The sequence below is a fragment of the Kitasatospora sp. NPDC001095 genome, assembly GCF_053598615.1.
In genome coordinates this window covers 232,963-248,704 of record NZ_JBSFKQ010000003.1, presented here as the reverse complement: position 1 = coordinate 248,704, position 15,742 = coordinate 232,963, and the positions used below count along the sequence as shown (strand labels likewise).

The 15,742-nt window shown below is 73.2% G+C and carries 17 protein-coding genes; 7 read left to right on the top strand and 10 right to left on the bottom strand.

Annotation, left to right across the window (positions count from 1 at the left end):
- The first annotated feature begins 99 nt into the window (after positions 1 to 99).
- The 4 genes from ACWDBB_RS05135 (at position 100) to ACWDBB_RS05120 (ending at position 3,446) form a co-directional block, all read left to right on the top strand.
- Positions 100 to 777, top strand: a complete 678-nt coding sequence (locus tag ACWDBB_RS05135; protein ID WP_030257458.1) for a response regulator transcription factor — start codon at positions 100 to 102, stop codon at positions 775 to 777.
- Positions 778 to 839: 62 nt separating this feature from the next.
- Positions 840 to 2,384, top strand: coding sequence for an ATP-binding protein (locus tag ACWDBB_RS05130; protein ID WP_449788249.1), 1,545 nt, complete (start codon positions 840 to 842; stop codon positions 2,382 to 2,384).
- On the top strand, positions 2,381 to 2,713 hold the full coding sequence (locus ACWDBB_RS05125; RefSeq protein WP_449788248.1) for a hypothetical protein: 333 nt from the start codon (positions 2,381 to 2,383) through the stop codon (positions 2,711 to 2,713). The genes ACWDBB_RS05130 and ACWDBB_RS05125 overlap by 4 nt, the downstream gene beginning before the upstream one ends.
- Before the next feature lie 109 nt (positions 2,714 to 2,822).
- Positions 2,823 to 3,446, top strand: a complete 624-nt coding sequence (locus ACWDBB_RS05120) for a VanZ family protein (RefSeq protein ID WP_449788247.1) — start codon at positions 2,823 to 2,825, stop codon at positions 3,444 to 3,446.
- Here the strand turns inward: ACWDBB_RS05120 and ACWDBB_RS05115 are convergent.
- On the bottom strand, positions 3,416 to 4,096 hold the full coding sequence (locus ACWDBB_RS05115) for a PhzF family phenazine biosynthesis protein (RefSeq protein ID WP_449788246.1): 681 nt from the start codon (positions 4,094 to 4,096) through the stop codon (positions 3,416 to 3,418). The genes ACWDBB_RS05120 and ACWDBB_RS05115 overlap by 31 nt on opposite strands.
- Before the next feature lie 147 nt (positions 4,097 to 4,243).
- Between ACWDBB_RS05115 and ACWDBB_RS05110 the strand changes: the two genes are divergently transcribed.
- The gene (locus tag ACWDBB_RS05110) at positions 4,244 to 4,816 is read left to right on the top strand and encodes a hypothetical protein (protein WP_449788245.1); all 573 of its coding nucleotides are present in this window, start codon (positions 4,244 to 4,246) and stop codon (positions 4,814 to 4,816) included.
- A gap of 87 nt (positions 4,817 to 4,903) precedes the next feature.
- Here the strand turns inward: ACWDBB_RS05110 and ACWDBB_RS05105 are convergent, their stop codons facing one another.
- Positions 4,904 to 6,280, bottom strand: coding sequence for a hypothetical protein (locus ACWDBB_RS05105; protein ID WP_449788244.1), 1,377 nt, complete (start codon positions 6,278 to 6,280; stop codon positions 4,904 to 4,906).
- A 350-nt stretch (positions 6,281 to 6,630) separates the two neighbouring features.
- On the opposite strand from ACWDBB_RS05105, the gene ACWDBB_RS05100 reads away from it, so the two are divergent.
- Complete coding sequence (locus tag ACWDBB_RS05100) at positions 6,631 to 6,816, top strand: PspC domain-containing protein (RefSeq protein ID WP_350735952.1); 186 nt, start codon at positions 6,631 to 6,633, stop codon at positions 6,814 to 6,816.
- Between the two features lie 64 nt (positions 6,817 to 6,880).
- On the opposite strand, the gene ACWDBB_RS05095 is transcribed toward ACWDBB_RS05100, so the two are convergent.
- The 3 genes from ACWDBB_RS05095 to ACWDBB_RS05085 form a co-directional block, all read right to left on the bottom strand.
- A complete protein-coding gene (locus ACWDBB_RS05095; protein WP_449788243.1) occupies positions 6,881 to 7,252 on the bottom strand; it encodes an ATP-binding protein in 372 nt (123 codons plus the stop codon).
- Positions 7,253 to 7,478: 226 nt separating this feature from the next.
- Positions 7,479 to 8,636 (bottom strand): adenosine deaminase, encoded by a 1,158-nt coding sequence (locus tag ACWDBB_RS05090; protein ID WP_449788242.1) that lies wholly within the window; start codon positions 8,634 to 8,636, stop codon positions 7,479 to 7,481.
- A 130-nt stretch (positions 8,637 to 8,766) separates the two neighbouring features.
- Positions 8,767 to 9,735 carry a LysR family transcriptional regulator gene (locus ACWDBB_RS05085; RefSeq protein ID WP_449788241.1) on the bottom strand — a complete coding sequence of 323 codons (969 nt, stop codon included), beginning with the start codon at positions 9,733 to 9,735 and terminating at the stop codon, positions 8,767 to 8,769.
- A gap of 92 nt (positions 9,736 to 9,827) precedes the next feature.
- On the opposite strand from ACWDBB_RS05085, the gene ACWDBB_RS05080 reads away from it, so the two are divergent.
- Positions 9,828 to 11,120: an MFS transporter gene (locus tag ACWDBB_RS05080; RefSeq protein ID WP_449788240.1), complete on the top strand. Its 1,293-nt coding sequence runs from the start codon at positions 9,828 to 9,830 to the stop codon at positions 11,118 to 11,120.
- Between the two features lie 53 nt (positions 11,121 to 11,173).
- Here ACWDBB_RS05080 and ACWDBB_RS05075 read toward each other — a convergent pair whose 3' ends face one another.
- From ACWDBB_RS05075 to ACWDBB_RS05055, 5 genes are all read right to left on the bottom strand, one after another.
- Positions 11,174 to 11,329: a hypothetical protein gene (locus tag ACWDBB_RS05075; protein WP_449788239.1), complete on the bottom strand. Its 156-nt coding sequence runs from the start codon at positions 11,327 to 11,329 to the stop codon at positions 11,174 to 11,176.
- Between the two features lie 209 nt (positions 11,330 to 11,538).
- A complete protein-coding gene (locus tag ACWDBB_RS05070; RefSeq protein ID WP_449788238.1) occupies positions 11,539 to 12,816 on the bottom strand; it encodes a thymidine phosphorylase in 1,278 nt (425 codons plus the stop codon).
- A 96-nt stretch (positions 12,817 to 12,912) separates the two neighbouring features.
- Positions 12,913 to 13,323: a cytidine deaminase gene (locus ACWDBB_RS05065; protein WP_449788237.1), complete on the bottom strand. Its 411-nt coding sequence runs from the start codon at positions 13,321 to 13,323 to the stop codon at positions 12,913 to 12,915.
- The gene (locus tag ACWDBB_RS05060) at positions 13,320 to 14,585 is read right to left on the bottom strand and encodes an ABC transporter permease (RefSeq protein WP_449788236.1); all 1,266 of its coding nucleotides are present in this window, start codon (positions 14,583 to 14,585) and stop codon (positions 13,320 to 13,322) included. Before ACWDBB_RS05060 ends, ACWDBB_RS05065 begins: the two co-directional genes overlap by 4 nt.
- Positions 14,582 to 15,742 carry an ABC transporter permease gene (locus ACWDBB_RS05055; protein ID WP_449788235.1) on the bottom strand — a complete coding sequence of 387 codons (1,161 nt, stop codon included), beginning with the start codon at positions 15,740 to 15,742 and terminating at the stop codon, positions 14,582 to 14,584. The genes ACWDBB_RS05060 and ACWDBB_RS05055 overlap by 4 nt, the downstream gene beginning before the upstream one ends.

Sequence of the window (15,742 nt, the reverse complement as noted above, 5' to 3'; positions counted from 1 at the left end):
CCTCCGTACCGGACGCCGGTGGCGCGCGTTCCGGTTCCCGAGGGGACGGCAGGCCCTCCGGGGGGTGATTCGGGGCTGCCGGTGGGCCAAAATGGGGCCGTGCCTTTCCTCCTACTGATCGAGGACGACGACGCCATCCGCACCGGCCTCGAACTCGCCCTCACCCGCCAGGGCCACCGCGTGGCCACCGCCGCCTCCGGCGAGGACGGCCTGAGGCTCTTCAAGGAGCAGCGGCCCGACCTGATCGTGCTGGACGTGATGCTGCCCGGGATCGACGGCTTCGAGGTGTGCCGCCGGATCCGCCGCACCGACCAGCTGCCGATCATCCTGCTGACCGCCCGCTCGGACGACATCGACGTGGTGGTGGGCCTGGAGTCCGGCGCGGACGACTACGTGGTGAAGCCGGTGCAGCCCCGGGTGCTGGACGCGCGGATCCGGGCCGTGCTGCGGCGCGGCGAACGGGAGAGCTCGGACTCCTCGGCCTACGGCAGCGTGGTGATCGACCGCGCGGCGATGACCGTCACCAAGGACGGACAGGACCTCCAGCTCACCCCGACCGAGCTGCGGCTGCTGCTGGAGCTCAGCCGCCGCCCCGGCCAGGCGCTCTCCCGCCAGCAGCTGCTGCGGCTGGTCTGGGAGCACGACTACCTCGGCGACTCCCGCCTGGTGGACGCGTGCGTGCAGCGGCTGCGGGCCAAGGTCGAGGACGTGCCGTCCGCGCCGACGCTGATCCGCACCGTCCGCGGGGTGGGCTACCGGCTGGACCCGCCGGCCTGACCAGGGGCGCCCTCGCCCCGCCCCTCCCCGACCTCTGAACTCCCGTACCACGACAGGCTCTTGTGACTGACCATCAGACGACTGCCCGGCGGTTCTCGACGGGCCGGTGGCGTCGGCTGCGCTCCCTGCGGGTGCGGCTGATCGCGGTGTTCGCGGCCGTCGCGCTGCTCGCCGCCGTCTCGGCCTCCGGCATCGCGTACTGGCTGAACCGCGACGCGGTGCTCAAGCGCGCCCAGGACACGGCGCTGAACGACTTCAGGGTCTCGCTCACCCGCAACGTCTCCGAGCTGCCGCTGAACGCGAGCTGCCCGGAGCTGGCGACGCTGGCGTCCAACGTGGCCAGCTCGGGGCTGACGTACGACGTGGTGGTCGTCGACCCGGCGCACCCGGAGTGCCCGGCCTCCTCCGACCCGGCGAACTTCACGCTGGCGGACGTCCCGGCCGCGCTGCAGTCCACCGTCGCCAAGCCGCGCGAGGTCACCGAGAACAACCCGTACCCGTACCACCTGTACTGGCAGCGGCAGAACCTGGAGGGCCGGCCGTTCGTGATCGGCGGCACCAAGGTGGTGCCGAACGGCCCGACGGCGTACATGTTCAAGTCGCTGGAGAACGAGCGGGCCGACCTCAACACCCTGGGCTGGTCGCTGGCCATCGCGACGCTGCTCGCGCTGATCGGCTCGGCGCTGCTCGCCCAGGCCGCCTCGGCGACGGTGCTGCGGCCGGTCAAGCGGCTCGGGGACGCCGCCCGGCGGCTCGGCGAGGGGCACCTGGACACCCGGCTGGAGGTCGAGGGCTCGGACGAACTCGCCGACCTGGCGCGGACCTTCAACCGGGCCGCGGAGTCGCTGCACGAGCAGGTCGAGGAGCTGAGCGCGCGCGAGGCGCAGAGCCGGCGGTTCGTCGCCGACATGTCGCACGAGCTGCGCACCCCGCTGACCGCGATGACCGCCGTGACGGACATCCTGGAGGACGAGGCCGAGTCGCTGGACCCGATGATCGAGCCGGCCGTCCGGCTCGTGGTCAGCGAGACCCGCCGGCTGTCCGACCTGGTGGAGAACCTGATGGAGGTGACCCGCTTCGACGCCGGCACCGCCAAGCTGGTCGCCGACGAGGTGGACATCGCCGACCTGATCATGTCCTGCATCGACGGGCGGGCCTGGTACGACGCGGTCGAGGTGGACGCCCCGCGCGGCATCCTGGCCGTGGTCGACCCGCGCCGGCTCGACGTGGTCTTCGCCAACCTGATCGGCAACGCGCTGAAGCACGGCGGCTCGCCGGTACGGGTGAAGGTCCGCCAGGACGGGGAGTCGGTCGTGGTCGAGGTCTCCGACAGCGGCCCGGGCATCCCGGAGGACGTGCTGCCGCACGTCTTCGACCGCTTCTACAAGGCGGACCGGGGGCGGGCGCGCTCGGAGGGCAGCGGCCTCGGGCTGTCGATCGCGATGGCCAACGCGCAGATACACGGGGGAACGATCACGGCGGCGAACGGGGAGGTCGGTGCGGTGTTCACCCTGACCCTGCCGTCGGCCCCGCCGCCTCCGCCGTCCGCGGACGAGGCCGAGGACGGCCCCGCCGGCGACGCCGCCCAGGACAAGGACGCCACGTGACCACCCCCCCCGACACCGCTTCCCCCCGTACCGTCCTGCGCCGCGGCGCCGGCGTGCTGCTGCTGATCGCCCTGGCCTCCGGCTGCGGCATCCGGCCGACCGCCGTACCGGTCGACGCCGGCGCGCCCGCCAGCCGGACGGCCTGCCCGACCACCCCGCACATACCGGCGGCCCTGGCCACCCCGCCGGGACCGGCCCCGACCATGACCCCGGCCCGCGGCGGCAAGGCGTCCGCGAGCCCGAGCCCGTCGCCCACCGCGGTGACGCCGGGCAGCCCGCCGCCGGACAACGTGTTCGGCGCGGTGCCGACGGCCTCGCCCTGCAAGTAGGCCGCCGGGAAGGGCGCGGAGAGGGGCGGGGAACGAGCTCAAGGGCGCGTTTGGGAATGTTCACGCCGGGTGTGGAACCGACGTGGCGTCGGGCCACGTCCTTCCCCCCGTGCAGCGAGATGGCACCAGGACACGCGAAGAGCGTTCCGGCGCGGGGAACGAGAAGAGCCCGGCGGCGGCCGTCCACCGTCCCCTCCGGTGGGCCGGGCTGGCGGGCCTCACCGGCCATCTGGCGCTGGTCCTCTGGCTGGTGCTGAGACCGCTGCCGGTGGCCTGGGTGTACGACGCCAACCTGACGCCGCTCGCCTCGCTCCGCTCCTCCAGCGGCTGGCAGGTGGTCGGCGAGCTCCTGCTGCTGGCCCCGCTCGGCGTCCTGCTGCCGCTGGCCGGCGGCCGGCTCCGGGCCCCCTGGCTGCCGTCCTTCCTGCGCACCACCGGCGTCTCCGCGCTGCTGGCGACCGCGCTGGAGTTCCTCTCCTCCTGGGCGCCCGGGCACGTCCTCAACGTGGACCACATCCTGCTCGCCGTGGTCGGCGTGGCCGTCGTCCACCTCGCGCTCGTCCCCGGCCTGCGGCACCTGCTGCGGGACCGGCGGCCGCGGGCGCCCCGGCTGACGGTGCTCTCCGTGCCGCCGGTGGCCGCCGCGTCGGCCGTGGCCGTGGCCCCGCTCGCGGCCGTCGCGCCCGCCGCCCGCCGCCGCGCCTACGCGGAGCCGACCCCGCCGGTCGGCTGAGCCGGGCGCGGGGCGCGGACCACCCGGCCGCCGACCTCGACCAGCCCGCCCGGACGCGGGCCGGCCAGCAACTGCGAGCCCCGCCCCTGGGTGACGGTCAGCGCCCGGCCGAGGCGCGCGGCCAGCAGCAGGGCGGCCGCACCCGTCGCCTCGTCCTCGTCGATCCCGTCCCCCCGCCCGGGGAAGGCCCGGGCCCGCACGGTACCGGCCGTCTCGTCCTGCCAGGCCCAGGCGTAGACCCACTCCCCCGGCGGCGGCACCTCCAGGGCCTCCACCTCGGCCGCCGAGCCGTGCTGCCGCAGCGTGCGCGGCGGGGCCCACTCCGGGCGGGCCTCGATCCGGGTCAGCCCGCCCTCGCGCCGCACCGCCACCTCGCCGGCCGCCGTGACCAGCCGGTCCACCCCGAGCAGCCAGGCGGCGCCCACGCACGGGTGGCCGGCGAACGGCAGCCGCACCGACGGGGCGTAGATGTCGATCTCCCCGCGCTCCGGGTCGTCGACGAACACCGTCTCGCTGAAGCCGAGTTCGTGTGCGATCCGCTGCCGGTCCGCGCGCTCCGGCACGGCGGCGCCGTCGCGCACCACTCCGAGCGCGTTCCCGTGACTCCCGTCCGGCCCGCAAAAGACCCGCAGCACCTCAAACTCCGTCATTTCCCACCTCGTCCACTCCCGTTCCGGCACAGCGCAATGACACCGTGACACAAAGGCGGAGGCGAATGTCGGCCGCCTCCAGTACTGTGCGCTCTCGTCCCCGAACGGTGCCCGCCGTTTTCCGTCTTCCCCTCCCAGGAAACCCCCTTGAACAATCTCGACTTCAGCGCCGAACCGCTCTTCTCCTGGTACGTCGTGCTGCTGGCGCTCAGCGGCGTCATCATGGTGGCCCTCGGGGCCGCCTCCGGCGGACTGAAGGTCGGCCTGCGCATCCTCAACGTGGTCATCGGCCTCGGGCTCCTGGGGTACGCCTACTACCTGGCGTTCGTCTTCGAGGGCGGCACGTACACCATCTTCTTCAAGGTGTTCATCCTGCCGATCGGCATGATCGTCGCCTCGGTGAAGGCGATCGTCGAGCGCAGCAACGCCAAGCAGCAGCCCGCCCGGGCGGCGGCCCCGTTCGACCCCAACGCGCCGCAGGGGGCGTTCAACCCGGGCGCGCCGTTCAACCCCAACGCCCCGCAGGCGCCGTTCAACCCGGGCGCCCCGCAGGCGCCGTACGCCCAGCAGCCGGGTGCGAGCGTCCCGCCGGTCGCGCCGCAGGCCGCTCCGCCCGCGCAGCCGCAGGGCGGCTCGCCCTACCAGCCGGGCGTCCCGCCGCAGCCGGTGGCGGACAACCCGTACGCCCAGCCGCAGCCGCCGCAGAACCCGGTCGGCTGACGCGCCGCACCCTCCGTACGAACGCCGGAAGGCCCGTCCGTCACCCGCTGCCGAGCGGTGACGGACGGGCCTTCCGGCGTCTTCGGGTCAGTTCCCGGTGCCGCTCCGCACGCGGTTGCGGCGCCACGCCACCACCAGGATGCCGAGGCCGAGGGCGATCGCGGTCGCACCGGTGATCGCCATCGGCTCCGTCGAGCCACCGCCGGTGGAGGCCAGCCGGGGGTCCGCGGCCGGGGCCGCGGCGGCGACCACCGGCGCGCCGACCGCCGCCGGGCTCGGCGCCACGGCGGTGGCCTGGGCGACCGGGAGGACCGGGGCGCCGGCGGTCTCGGACTCGGTCGACACCGGGGCGACCGGGGCCGCGGAGGTGGGCCCCGGCGTCCGGGTGGCACTGGGAGCCGCCGCGGTCACGATCGTGAAGTCGGCCTTCTGGCTGGACACCACGGTCGCGCTCTCGCCGGGGCCGGGCAGGCTGCCCGCCATGGCCACCAGCGACTCGAGACGGGCCGACGCGTCCTTGGTGAAGGACAGCCGGACGCTGATCGTGTGGGTACCGCCCTTCGGCAGGGCGAACTCGTCCGAGCTCATGTCGCCCGGCCGGAGGTTCATGTAGAGCCAGGTCGGGTGCTCCGAGTTGCCGCCGGGGCCGCCCGGCAGCCAGGCCCCGTCCGGCCCCTGGTACTCGAACCTGACCGTCTCGAAGGGGAGTTCGGTCACCCCCTGGAACACGACCGTGGGCATGACCCGGAGGTCCTTGCCGCTGGTGTTGGTGAAGACCAGCTTGAACGGCTTCGCCTCGCCGCCCGCCGTGAAGGTGGTGGGCACCCCGACCAGCCTGATGTCGGCCGCGGCGGCGGGTGTGGCCGCCGGCGTGGTCGGCGTGACCGCCGGAGCGATCACCGTGTTCGTCCGCTCGCTCTGGGCGAAGCTGCTCCGCTGCTCCCGCGGCACGGTGGGGTCATCGACGTTGGCGTTGAAGCCCAGGCTCACCCGGCCGGCCGGGGCCTCGGCGGCGACGGTGAGCCGCAGCCGGTAGACCGCCTCGGCGCCCGCCGCCAGGTGCAGCGTGGCCGACCGGTCGATCTCCCAGAAGGCGCCGACGCTCGCGGCGTTCACCGTGGCGTCCTGCCACTGCGCACCGCCGGGCGCCTGGTACTCCAGCTTGAAGTGGCTCTGCCTGGTGCCGGCGCCGGTGTCGCCGACGACGAAGGCGGAGGACAGCACGTCCACCTGGTGGTCGGCGGTGTTCCCGAGCCTCGCGGTGAACTCCACCGGCGCGCCACCCGCCTTGACGGTGGCGGGCGCGCCGCCGAGCACGACCGTGACCGGCGAGGACTGGATCCGGGTGCCCCGCACGAGCGCGACGGCCTCCGAGGCGGCGAAGGCGGCCGGGGCCTCGACGACGGCCAGGCCGGAGGCCAGCGAGACGGCGGCGGCCGCGGCCAGGAATCTGCGATGCCGCATGCGAAATCCAACCTCACGAGAGAATTCGGACAGAACCCAACAGGACGTGAAATCGCTTGCAGGAGAGGTTTTTCCACAACAAAGTCGGGCTTTTCGTCCGCCCCCCGGCCGACCGCGATCGGCAGCATCCTACCGAGCCCCGTCCGGGGGTCCGGACGGGCCCGGCCGGATATTCGGCCCGCCCCTCGGGGTGACCCTGAGGACGACCCCGACTTCCGGCTACGACTCCCCGGTGACCCTTCGGGGTGGGGAATCACCTGCCGGGCGGAGGACCGGGGGCCGCCGGCGGCGGAGCATGGAAACAGCCCACCGGACCGGCCGGACCGGGCCGCCACCGTAGGGAGACCGTCATGAGTGCCCGCCTCGCCCGCCCCCGCCACAACCGTGTCATCGCCGGCGTCTGCGCCGGGATCGCCGAACGCTTCGGCCTGACCCCGTGGACCGTCCGGCTGATCTTCCTGCTCTCCTGCCTGCTGCCCGGCCCCCAGTTCCTGCTCTACCTGGCCCTCTGGGTGCTGCTCCCCCAGGAACCGTGACACACGGCGACGGGCCGCCCGCCCCGGGAACTCCGGGGCGGGCGGCCCGTCGCCGTGCGGTGGTTCAGCCGGCCAGGCCGGGGAGGGCCGGGAGGGCGCCGGTCAGCCCGCCGAGCGGGGTCTTGTCCAGGCCCGGGACGGTCGGAAGGGCCGCGCGCTGCTGGGTGACGCCGGCCAGCGTGGTGTCGCCGGCGGGGACGGCCTGGCCGACGCTCGGGGCGAGGGTGCCGAGCGTCTCGGTCACCTTGCCGGTGGCGGGCAGCTTGGCGGCGGTGTCGGCGACCGCACTGCTCACGGCCGGGTTCGTCAACACGCCGGTGGGCAGCCCGAGGCCGCCGGCCGCCTGGCCGTCGGCCGCGGAGGCGGTACCGGCGCCGACCGCCGCGATGGCGATGCCGAGCGCCGCGGTGCCCGCGGCCTTGAGAGCCTGCTTCATGGTTGGTCCCCTTTGGGTCCTCGGTGGCCGACTGCACGCTCGGAACCGGCGAACGGACGACCGCCGCCGTGACGTGTCGGCAATGACGGGCACACGGTAGTGAGCCGGTCGCGTGGGAACCAAAGGGCGTTCACTCACCCGAGTGAGTAGTCGGATGAACGCCAATTCCCTTGAGAGAGCTGGCCGTTCATCCGACCGACTCGCGCCGGAGCGTCGCCCCGACGGCTCAGTTGCCGCCGGTGCCCGCGCTGAACAGCCACTCCGCCTTCAGCTCGGCGTAGCCCGGCTTGATCACGTCGTTGATCATCGCCAGCCGCTCGTCGAAAGGCAGGAACGCGGACTTCATCGCGTTCACCGTGAACCACTCCAGGTCACCCAGGGTGTAGCCGAAGGCCTCCACCACGTGGCCGAACTCCCGGCTCATGCTGGTACCGCTCATCAGCCGGTTGTCGGTGTTCACGGTGACCCGGAACTTCAGCCGGCTGAGCAGCCCGATCGGGTGCTCGGTGTACGAAGTGGCGGCACCGGTCTGGATGTTGGAGGTCGGGCACATCTCCAGCGGAATGCGCTTGTCGCGCACGTACGCGGCCAGCCGGCCGAGCTCGACCGTGCCGTCCTCGCCCACCGTGATGTCGTCGACGATCCGCACGCCGTGGCCGAGCCGGTCGGCGCCGCAGCACTGCAGGGCCTCCCAGATCGACGGCAGGCCGAAGGCCTCGCCCGCGTGGATGGTGAAGTGGTTGTTCTCGCCCTTGAGGTAGTCGAAGGCGGCCTGGTGGCGGGTGGGCGGGTAGCCGGCCTCGGCACCGGCGATGTCGAAGCCGACCACGCCCCCGTCCCGGTGTCGGTTGGCCAGTTCGGCGATCTCGGTGGAGCGCGCGGCGTGCCGCATCGCGGTCAGCAGGGTGCCGACGCGGATCCGGTGGCCGGCCGCACGGGCGTTGGCCTCGCCGAGGCGGAAGCCCTCCTGGACGGCCTCGACGACCTCGTCCAGGCTCAGTCCGGCCTCCAGGTGCTGCTCCGGGGCGTAGCGGACCTCGGCGTACACGACACCGTCGGCGGCCAGGTCCTCGGCGCAGTCCGCGGCGACCTTGACCAGCGCCTCACGGGTCTGCATCACGGCGCAGGTGTGCGCGAAGGTCTCCAGGTAGCGGACCAGCGAGCCGGAGTCGGCGGCCTCGCGGAACCACTCGCCGAGCTCCTTGGGGTCGGTGGTGGGCAGGCCCTGGTAGCCGCAGGCGGCGGCCAGTTCGACCACCGTCTCCGGGCGCAGCCCGCCGTCCAGGTGGTCGTGCAGGAGGACCTTCGGCGCGCGGCGGATCTGGTCGGCGGTGGGGATGCGCGGGCCGGTGCCCGCGGTGGTGACGGGGATCTGCTGTTCCATTGCGGAAATATAGCCCCTACGCGCGTAGACCGACCACCGCGAACACCGCCGGATGGTCCAAACTCCATCCGGAATTCCACCGGCCGGTCCATACGATCCACCAAAGCGCCACGCCACCGCGGCGACGGCCTCAGTCGTGCTGCAGCAACCGCCCGCGCCGGGACAGCACGAAGTCCCGGAACGCCCTGGCCGGCGGGGTCAGCGGCCGCCCCGCCGCCCAGGCCAGCCCGACCGCCCGCCGGGGGCGCGGCGCCGTCACCTCCAGCTCCACCACCCCCGGCCGCGGCACCAGGGCCGGCGGCAGTAGCGCCACCCCCAACCCGGCCGCCACCAGCCCGCGCAGCGTCTCCGCCTCCTCCCCCTCGAACGCCAGCCGGGGGACGAACCCGGCCTGCGCGCAGAACCCGTCCGTGAGCACGCGCAGCCCGTACCCCGGCTCCAGCCCGACGAACGGCTCCTCGGCCACCTCCGCCAGCCGGATCCGCCGCCGTCCGGCCAACCGGTGGTCCGCCGGGACGACCAGGTGCAGCAGCTGCTCGTCCAGCGGGCGGGCGGTGAACGCCGGGTCGTCCGGCGGCGGCGCCACCAGGCAGAGGTCCAACTCCCCGGCCCGCAGCCGCTCCAGCATCGCCGCGCCGTAGTCCTGCACCAGCTGGAACCGCACCCGCGGGTGCGCCGCGCGGAAGCCGCGCAGCAGCGCCGGCACCGCGTCCGGCCCCATCGTGTGCAGGAAGCCGAAGGCCACCAGGCCCACCTCCGGGTCCGCCTCCGCCCGGGCCGCCGCCGCACCCCGCTCGACCTCCGCCAGCGCCCGTTCCACCGAGGCCAGCAGCAACCGACCCGCCCTGGTCAGCCGGACGGTACGGCCCTGACGGGCCAGCAGGTCCACCCCCAGCTCCTCCTCCAGCCGGGCCACCGCGCGCGACAGCGTCGGCTGCGGCACCCCGAGCAGCGCGGCCGCCTGGGTCACGTGCTCCAACCGGGCCACCGCCGCGAACTGCGCCAGCCGGGGTGCCAGCAGCACGGCCGGCTCCTCCGGTCCCAACTCGGCCACCCGGTACCGCTGCTCGCCACCGTCCACCGCTTCCGGACCGGACATCCCGCCACCACCTCGACTCATGCACCAGTGCATCGATCATCCACGCTTCATGCATTGGACGCATCAACAACGGCAGGCCTACGGTCGACGTCATGCAGCCCTCCGATACCAGGGCGTCCGTGACCTCCCCGGACGCCCCCGCCACCGCCCCCTCCCCCGCCGCCACCGCGGACGACCGCCACCGCCCAGGCCAGCGCGCCTTCCGCCGCGCCAACCTCGCCCTGTTCGCCGCCGGGGTCGCGACCTTCGTCCTGCTCTACTCCACCCAGGGCCTGCTGCCGGTCCTCTCGGCCGACCTCGACCTCACCCCCGGCCAGGCCAGCTGGACCGCCTCCGCGGCCACCCTCGGCCTCGCCCTCGGGCTGCTCCCGGCCAGCGCGCTCTCCGACCGCCACGGCCGCACCGCCGTGATGACGGCCTCCACGCTCGCCGCCTCCGCGTTCGCCCTCGCCCTGCCCTTCGCGCCGGACCTCACCACCCTCGTCACCCTGAGGGTCCTCCAGGGCGTCGTCCTCGCCGGTCTCCCGGCCACCGCCATGGCCTACCTCGCCGAGGAGGTCCACCCCAGCGCGCTGCCCTCCGCGATGGGCCTGTACGTGGCCGGCAACAGCATCGGCGGGATGGGCGGCCGGCTCCTCTCCGGCTGGACCGCCGCCGGGTTCGGCTGGCGCTGGGGCCTCGCCGCCTCCGCCGTCCTCGCCCTGCTCGCCACCCTCGCCTTCCGACTGCTGATCCCCGCCGCCCGGCACTTCACCCCGGCCCCGGTGGACGCCCGCGCGCTCGCCCGGACCGTCGGACGGCACCTGCGCAACCCGCTGCTGGTGCGGTTGTACGCGCTCGGGATGCTGTTCATGGCGGTGTTCGGCGCGGTCTACAACACCGTCGGCTACCGGCTGATCGCCGCGCCGTTCCACCTGCCGGAGTCGATCGCCGCCTCGATCTTCGTGGTCTACCTGGTCGGCACCGGCACCTCCGCCGCGGCCGGACGGCTCTCCGGCCGGCTCGGCCGGCGCGGCGCCCTCTACGTCTCCATCGGCGTCACCACGGCCGGCCTGCTGCTCTCCCTCGCCGGGTCCCTGCTCTGCGCGCTGCTCGGCCTGGTCCTGATCACCGCCGGCTTCTTCGCCGGCCACGCCACCGCCTCCTCCGCGGTCGGCCGCACCGCCACCGAGGGCCGCGCCCAGGCCTCCGCCCTCTACCTGATCGCCTACTACCTCGGCAACAGCCTCGGCGGCACCCTCGGCGCCGACGCCTACCACGCCACCGGCTGGCCCGGCGCCGCCACCGTCGGCCTCGCCGCCATGGCCCTCGCCACCGCCGTCACCCTCCACGCCACCCGCCGGGCCCACGCGGCCCGGCGGGCGGTACCCGCCGTCCGGGCCTGAGTACGCGAAGGAGCCCGTACCCGCCGGGCGGGTACGGGCTCCTCGACGTGCGCTCAGGCAGCCGGGGCCCGGAAGCGGACAGTGGCCTGGATGCCGGGCTCCACGTGGATGTCGAGCTCCGACTCCAGCACAGCCGCCAACCGCTGCAACGCGAGCCGGTAGGCGATCCACGGGGCGGCGGTCCCCAGCTCGAAGCGGAGCTCGCGCACCAGGCCGTCCGGACGGCGCGAGTACGGCTCGCCGAGCGTCGTCGGTCGTTCGGCCAGGAGATCGACGGCGCGTTCCGTCCTGCGGCAATGCCGGTCCGCAAGCGCGCTGAGCCGTTCCCGGACCTCAGGGTCCGATCTCGACCGTGGAGCGCGTGACTCCCATGTGCGGCAGCGCAGAGCACGCTGCCGCACATGCCGTCATCGCACGACTACGCGATGCGGTCGAGGACGATCGGGTTCGGGGTGAACGCCGTGCCCGCCGGGGCGACCTCGATGCCGCCGGCCAGGGCCTCGACGGCGTAGTCGAAGCGCTCCGGGGTGTCGGTGTGCAGGGTCAGCAGGGGCTGGCCGGCCACCACGGTGTCGCCGGGCTTGGCGTGCATCTCGACGCCGGCTCCGGCCTGGACCGGGTCCTCCTTGCGGGCCCGGCCGGCGCCCAGGCGCCAGGCGCAGACGCCGACGGCGTAGGCGTCCAGCGTGGTGAGCACGCCGGAGGCGGGCGCCGGGATGACGTGCTGCTCGCGGGCGACCGGGAGCGGGGCGTCGACGTCGCCGCCCTGGGCTGCGATCATGCGGCGCCAGTGGTCCATCGCGGAGCCGTCCCGCAGCGCGTCCGCAGGGTCCTTGCCCTGCACGCCGGCCGCGGCGAGCATCTCGCGGGCGAGCGCGAGGGTCAGCTCGACGACGTCGGCCGGGCCGCCGCCGGCGAGCACCTCCAGGGACTCCCGGACCTCCAGCGCGTTGCCCGCGGTGAGGCCGAGCGGGGTGGACATGTCGGTGAGCAGGGCGACGGTGTTGACCCCGGCGGTGGTGCCCAGGCCGACCATGGTGCGGGCGAGTTCGCGGGCGTCGTCCAGGTTCTTCATGAACGCCCCGGAGCCGACCTTGACGTCCAGGACCAGCGCGCCGGTGCCCTCGGCGATCTTCTTCGACATGATCGAGGAGGCGATCAGCGGGATGGCCTCGACGGTGCCGGTGACGTCGCGCAGCGCGTACAGCTTCTTGTCGGCCGGCGCGAGGCCGTCGCCCGCCGCGCAGATCACCGCGCCGGCGTCGCGCAGTACGCCCATCATCTCGTCGTTGGAGAGCAGGGCGCGCCAGCCGGGGATGGACTCCAGCTTGTCCAGGGTGCCGCCGGTGTGGCCGAGGCCGCGCCCGGAGAGCTGCGGGACGGCGGCGCCGCAGGCGGCGACCAGCGGGGCGAGCGGCAGGGTGATCTTGTCGCCGACGCCGCCGGTGGAGTGCTTGTCGCTGGTGGGCAGCGGCAGCGAGGAGAAGTCCATCCGGACGCCGGAGCGGATCATGGCGTCGGTCCAGCGGCTGATCTCGCGCGGCTGCATCCCGTTCAGCAGGATCGCCATCGCCAGCGCGGACATCTGCTCGTCGGCGACCTCACCACGGGTGTAGGCGTCGATGACCCAGTCGATCTGAGCGTCGCTCAGTTCTCCGCGATCGCGCTTGGTCCTGATGACGGAGATGGCGTCCATGCGTGCTCCAAGAGGGGTTTCAAAAGCGAAGAGTGTCGCGAGATGACCGGGTTCCGGCCCACTCGCGACACTCTACGCGCGTAACAGAAAGGGAAGCTAGAGCCGCTCCGGCCCGAACGCGTCGGGCAGGACCTCGCTCATCGGCTTGATGCCCGAGGGCAGTTCGATCAGCAGCCCAGGACCGCCGTGCTCGTACAGCAGCTGACGGCAGCGCCCGCACGGCATCAGCAGTTCGCCGGCGCCGTCCACGCAGGTGAAGGCGACCAGCCGGCCGCCCCCGGAGGAGTGCAGCGCGGACACCAGCCCGCACTCGGCGCACAGCGCGAGCCCGTACGAGGCGTTCTCCACGTTGCAGCCGGTGACCACCCGGCCGTCGTCCACCAGCGCGGCCGCGCCGACCGGGAACCCGCTGTACGGCGCGTACGCGTGGCCCATGGCCTCGCGCGCCGCCGAGCGCAGCAGCTCCCAGTCGATCGCGGACGGCGCCGCGGCCGCGGAGGCGGTCACTTGCCCTGGCCCTTGCGGTAGATCTGGCCGTCCGCCTTCGGCATCCGCAGTCGCTGCGAGGCCAGCGAGAGCACCACCAGGGTGATCACGTACGGCGTGGCGACGATCAGCGGGCGCTGCACCTCGTCGGTGAGCGAGTACCAGGCGATCAGACCGCCGGCCACCACGAAGGAGATCACCGTCGCGGTGTACTTGCGGCGGTACAGCTGCCACAGCGCGAGCAGGATCATCGCGATGCCCACGGTCAGGATCAGCACGTGCACCGACTCCGGGTCGCGCAGCTGGAGGCTGTCGGTGAAGCCGAACAGGCCGGCGCCCATGGCGAGGCCGCCGGGCATCCAGTTGCCGAAGATCATCGCCGCGAGGCCGATGAAGCCGCGCCCGAGGGTCTGGCCGTCCTTGTAGAAGTGCGCCGCGACCAGCGAGAGGTACGCCCCGCCGAGGCCGGCGAAGGCGCCGGAGGCGATGACCGCGAGGTACTTGTACTTGTAGACGTTGACGCCCAGCGACTCGGCGGCGGTCGGGTTCTCACCGCAGGAGCGCAGCCGCAGGCCGAACACCGTGCGCCAGAGCGCGAAGTAGCTGACCACGATCAGCGCGCCGGCCAGCAGCACGACCACCGAGATGTTGGTGACCAGGCCGCCGAGCACGCCCGCGACGTCCGAGACGAAGAACCAGTGGTGGCCCTCGATGTCCTTCAGCCAGGAGGACAGGCCCGGGATGGTGATGTACGGCAGCGGGTCCGCCGGCGGGGACTGGTTCTGGCCGGCACCGGCCGAGATGTAGTCCTTGTAGTAGATCCGGTTGACGTACGCGCAGATGCCGGGGATCAGCAGGTTGATGCCGACGCCGGAGACGATGTGGTCGACGCCGAAGGTGACGGTGACGACCGCGTGCAGCAGGCCGCCGAGCGCCCCGCCCAGCATGCCGGCCAGCAGGCCGACCCACGGGTTGACCAGGTAGCCCGCCCAGGCACCGCAGAAGGTGCCGGCGACCATCATGCCCTCGAGGCCGATGTTGACCACACCGGCCCGCTCGGACCAGAGACCGCCCAGACCGGCCATGCCGATCGGCACGGCGGCGCTGAGCGCCGCGGTGACCTGCCCGGAGGAGGTCAGCGAGTGGTTGCCGGTGGCCATGCCCACGGCGGAGAACAGCACCAGGGCGCCCGCGATCAGCAGGAGCACCACCGGCCAGGACAGCTTGCGCTTCTTCGCGGGTGCGCCCGACGCCTTCGGACGGGCAGCCGTTGCCGTGCTCATGCGGACACCTCCTTCTTCTCGTTGGCCGCGGCAGCCTGGGCGGCGAGCTGGGCGCCGACCTTCTGCTGCTGGCGCTTCAGGCCGTAGCGCCGCACCAGCTCGTACGCGACGACGACGCAGATGACGATGGTGCCCTTCATGACGTCGACGATCTCGAAGGGGAAGCCGCCCTTGAGCGGCAGCTGGGAGCCGGCGGCGTCCAGGAAGGCGAACAGCAGCGCCGCGAAGGCCATGCCGATCGGGCTGTTGCGGCCGAGCAGGGCGATCGAGATGCCCAGGAAGCCCAGGCCGGGTTGGAAGCTCTGGCCGAAGTAGTACGAGTTCTGCATCAGCTCGGGCAGGCCGATCAGACCGGCGATCGCACCGGAGACCGCCATCGAGATGATGACCATCTTCTTGACGTTGACGCCGGAGGCGGTCGCGGCGGACTCCGAGCGGCCGGTGGCGCGCAGGTCGAAGCCGAAGCGGGTGCGGGTCAGCACGACCTGGAAGACCACGCCGACCAGGGCGGCGATGAAGATGAAGCCCCAGAGGGTGCCACCGTTCGTCTCGAACGCGAAGAAGTGGCTGGACTGCGAGATCGGCTCGGTCTGGACCGAGTTGCTGGTGCCGCTGACCTTCGGCGCGAAGATGCCGGGGACGAGCAGCAGACCGATGATCGCCACCGCGATCGAGTTCAGCATGATGGTCGAGATGACCTCGCTGACGCCGCGGTAGACCTTCAGCAGACCGGCGATGCTCGCGTACAGGCCGCCGACCAGCATGGCGGTGACCAGCAGCAGCGGGATCTGGAGGAAGGCCGGCAGGTCGAGCTGGGCGCCGACGAAGGCCGCGAACAGCGCCGCGACCTTGTACTGGCCCTCGACGCCGATGTTGAACAGGTTCATCCGGAACCCGAACGCGGCGGCCGCCGCGGCCAGGTAGTACGTGGTGGAGCGGTTGAGGATGTTCACCTGGCCGTCAGCCTTGGTGGCGTACGTGATCATCACGTCCCAGGCGTCGAACGGGTTCTTGCCCGAGGTCGCCAGCAGGACGGAACAGATCGCGACGGAGAGCACGACCGCGAGCACCGGCGCCGCCAGTGCGAGCACGATCCGCTCACCGCTGAACCGCTGCGCCAGGCCGGACTTGGCCGCGGCGGGGTTGGGACTGGTCAT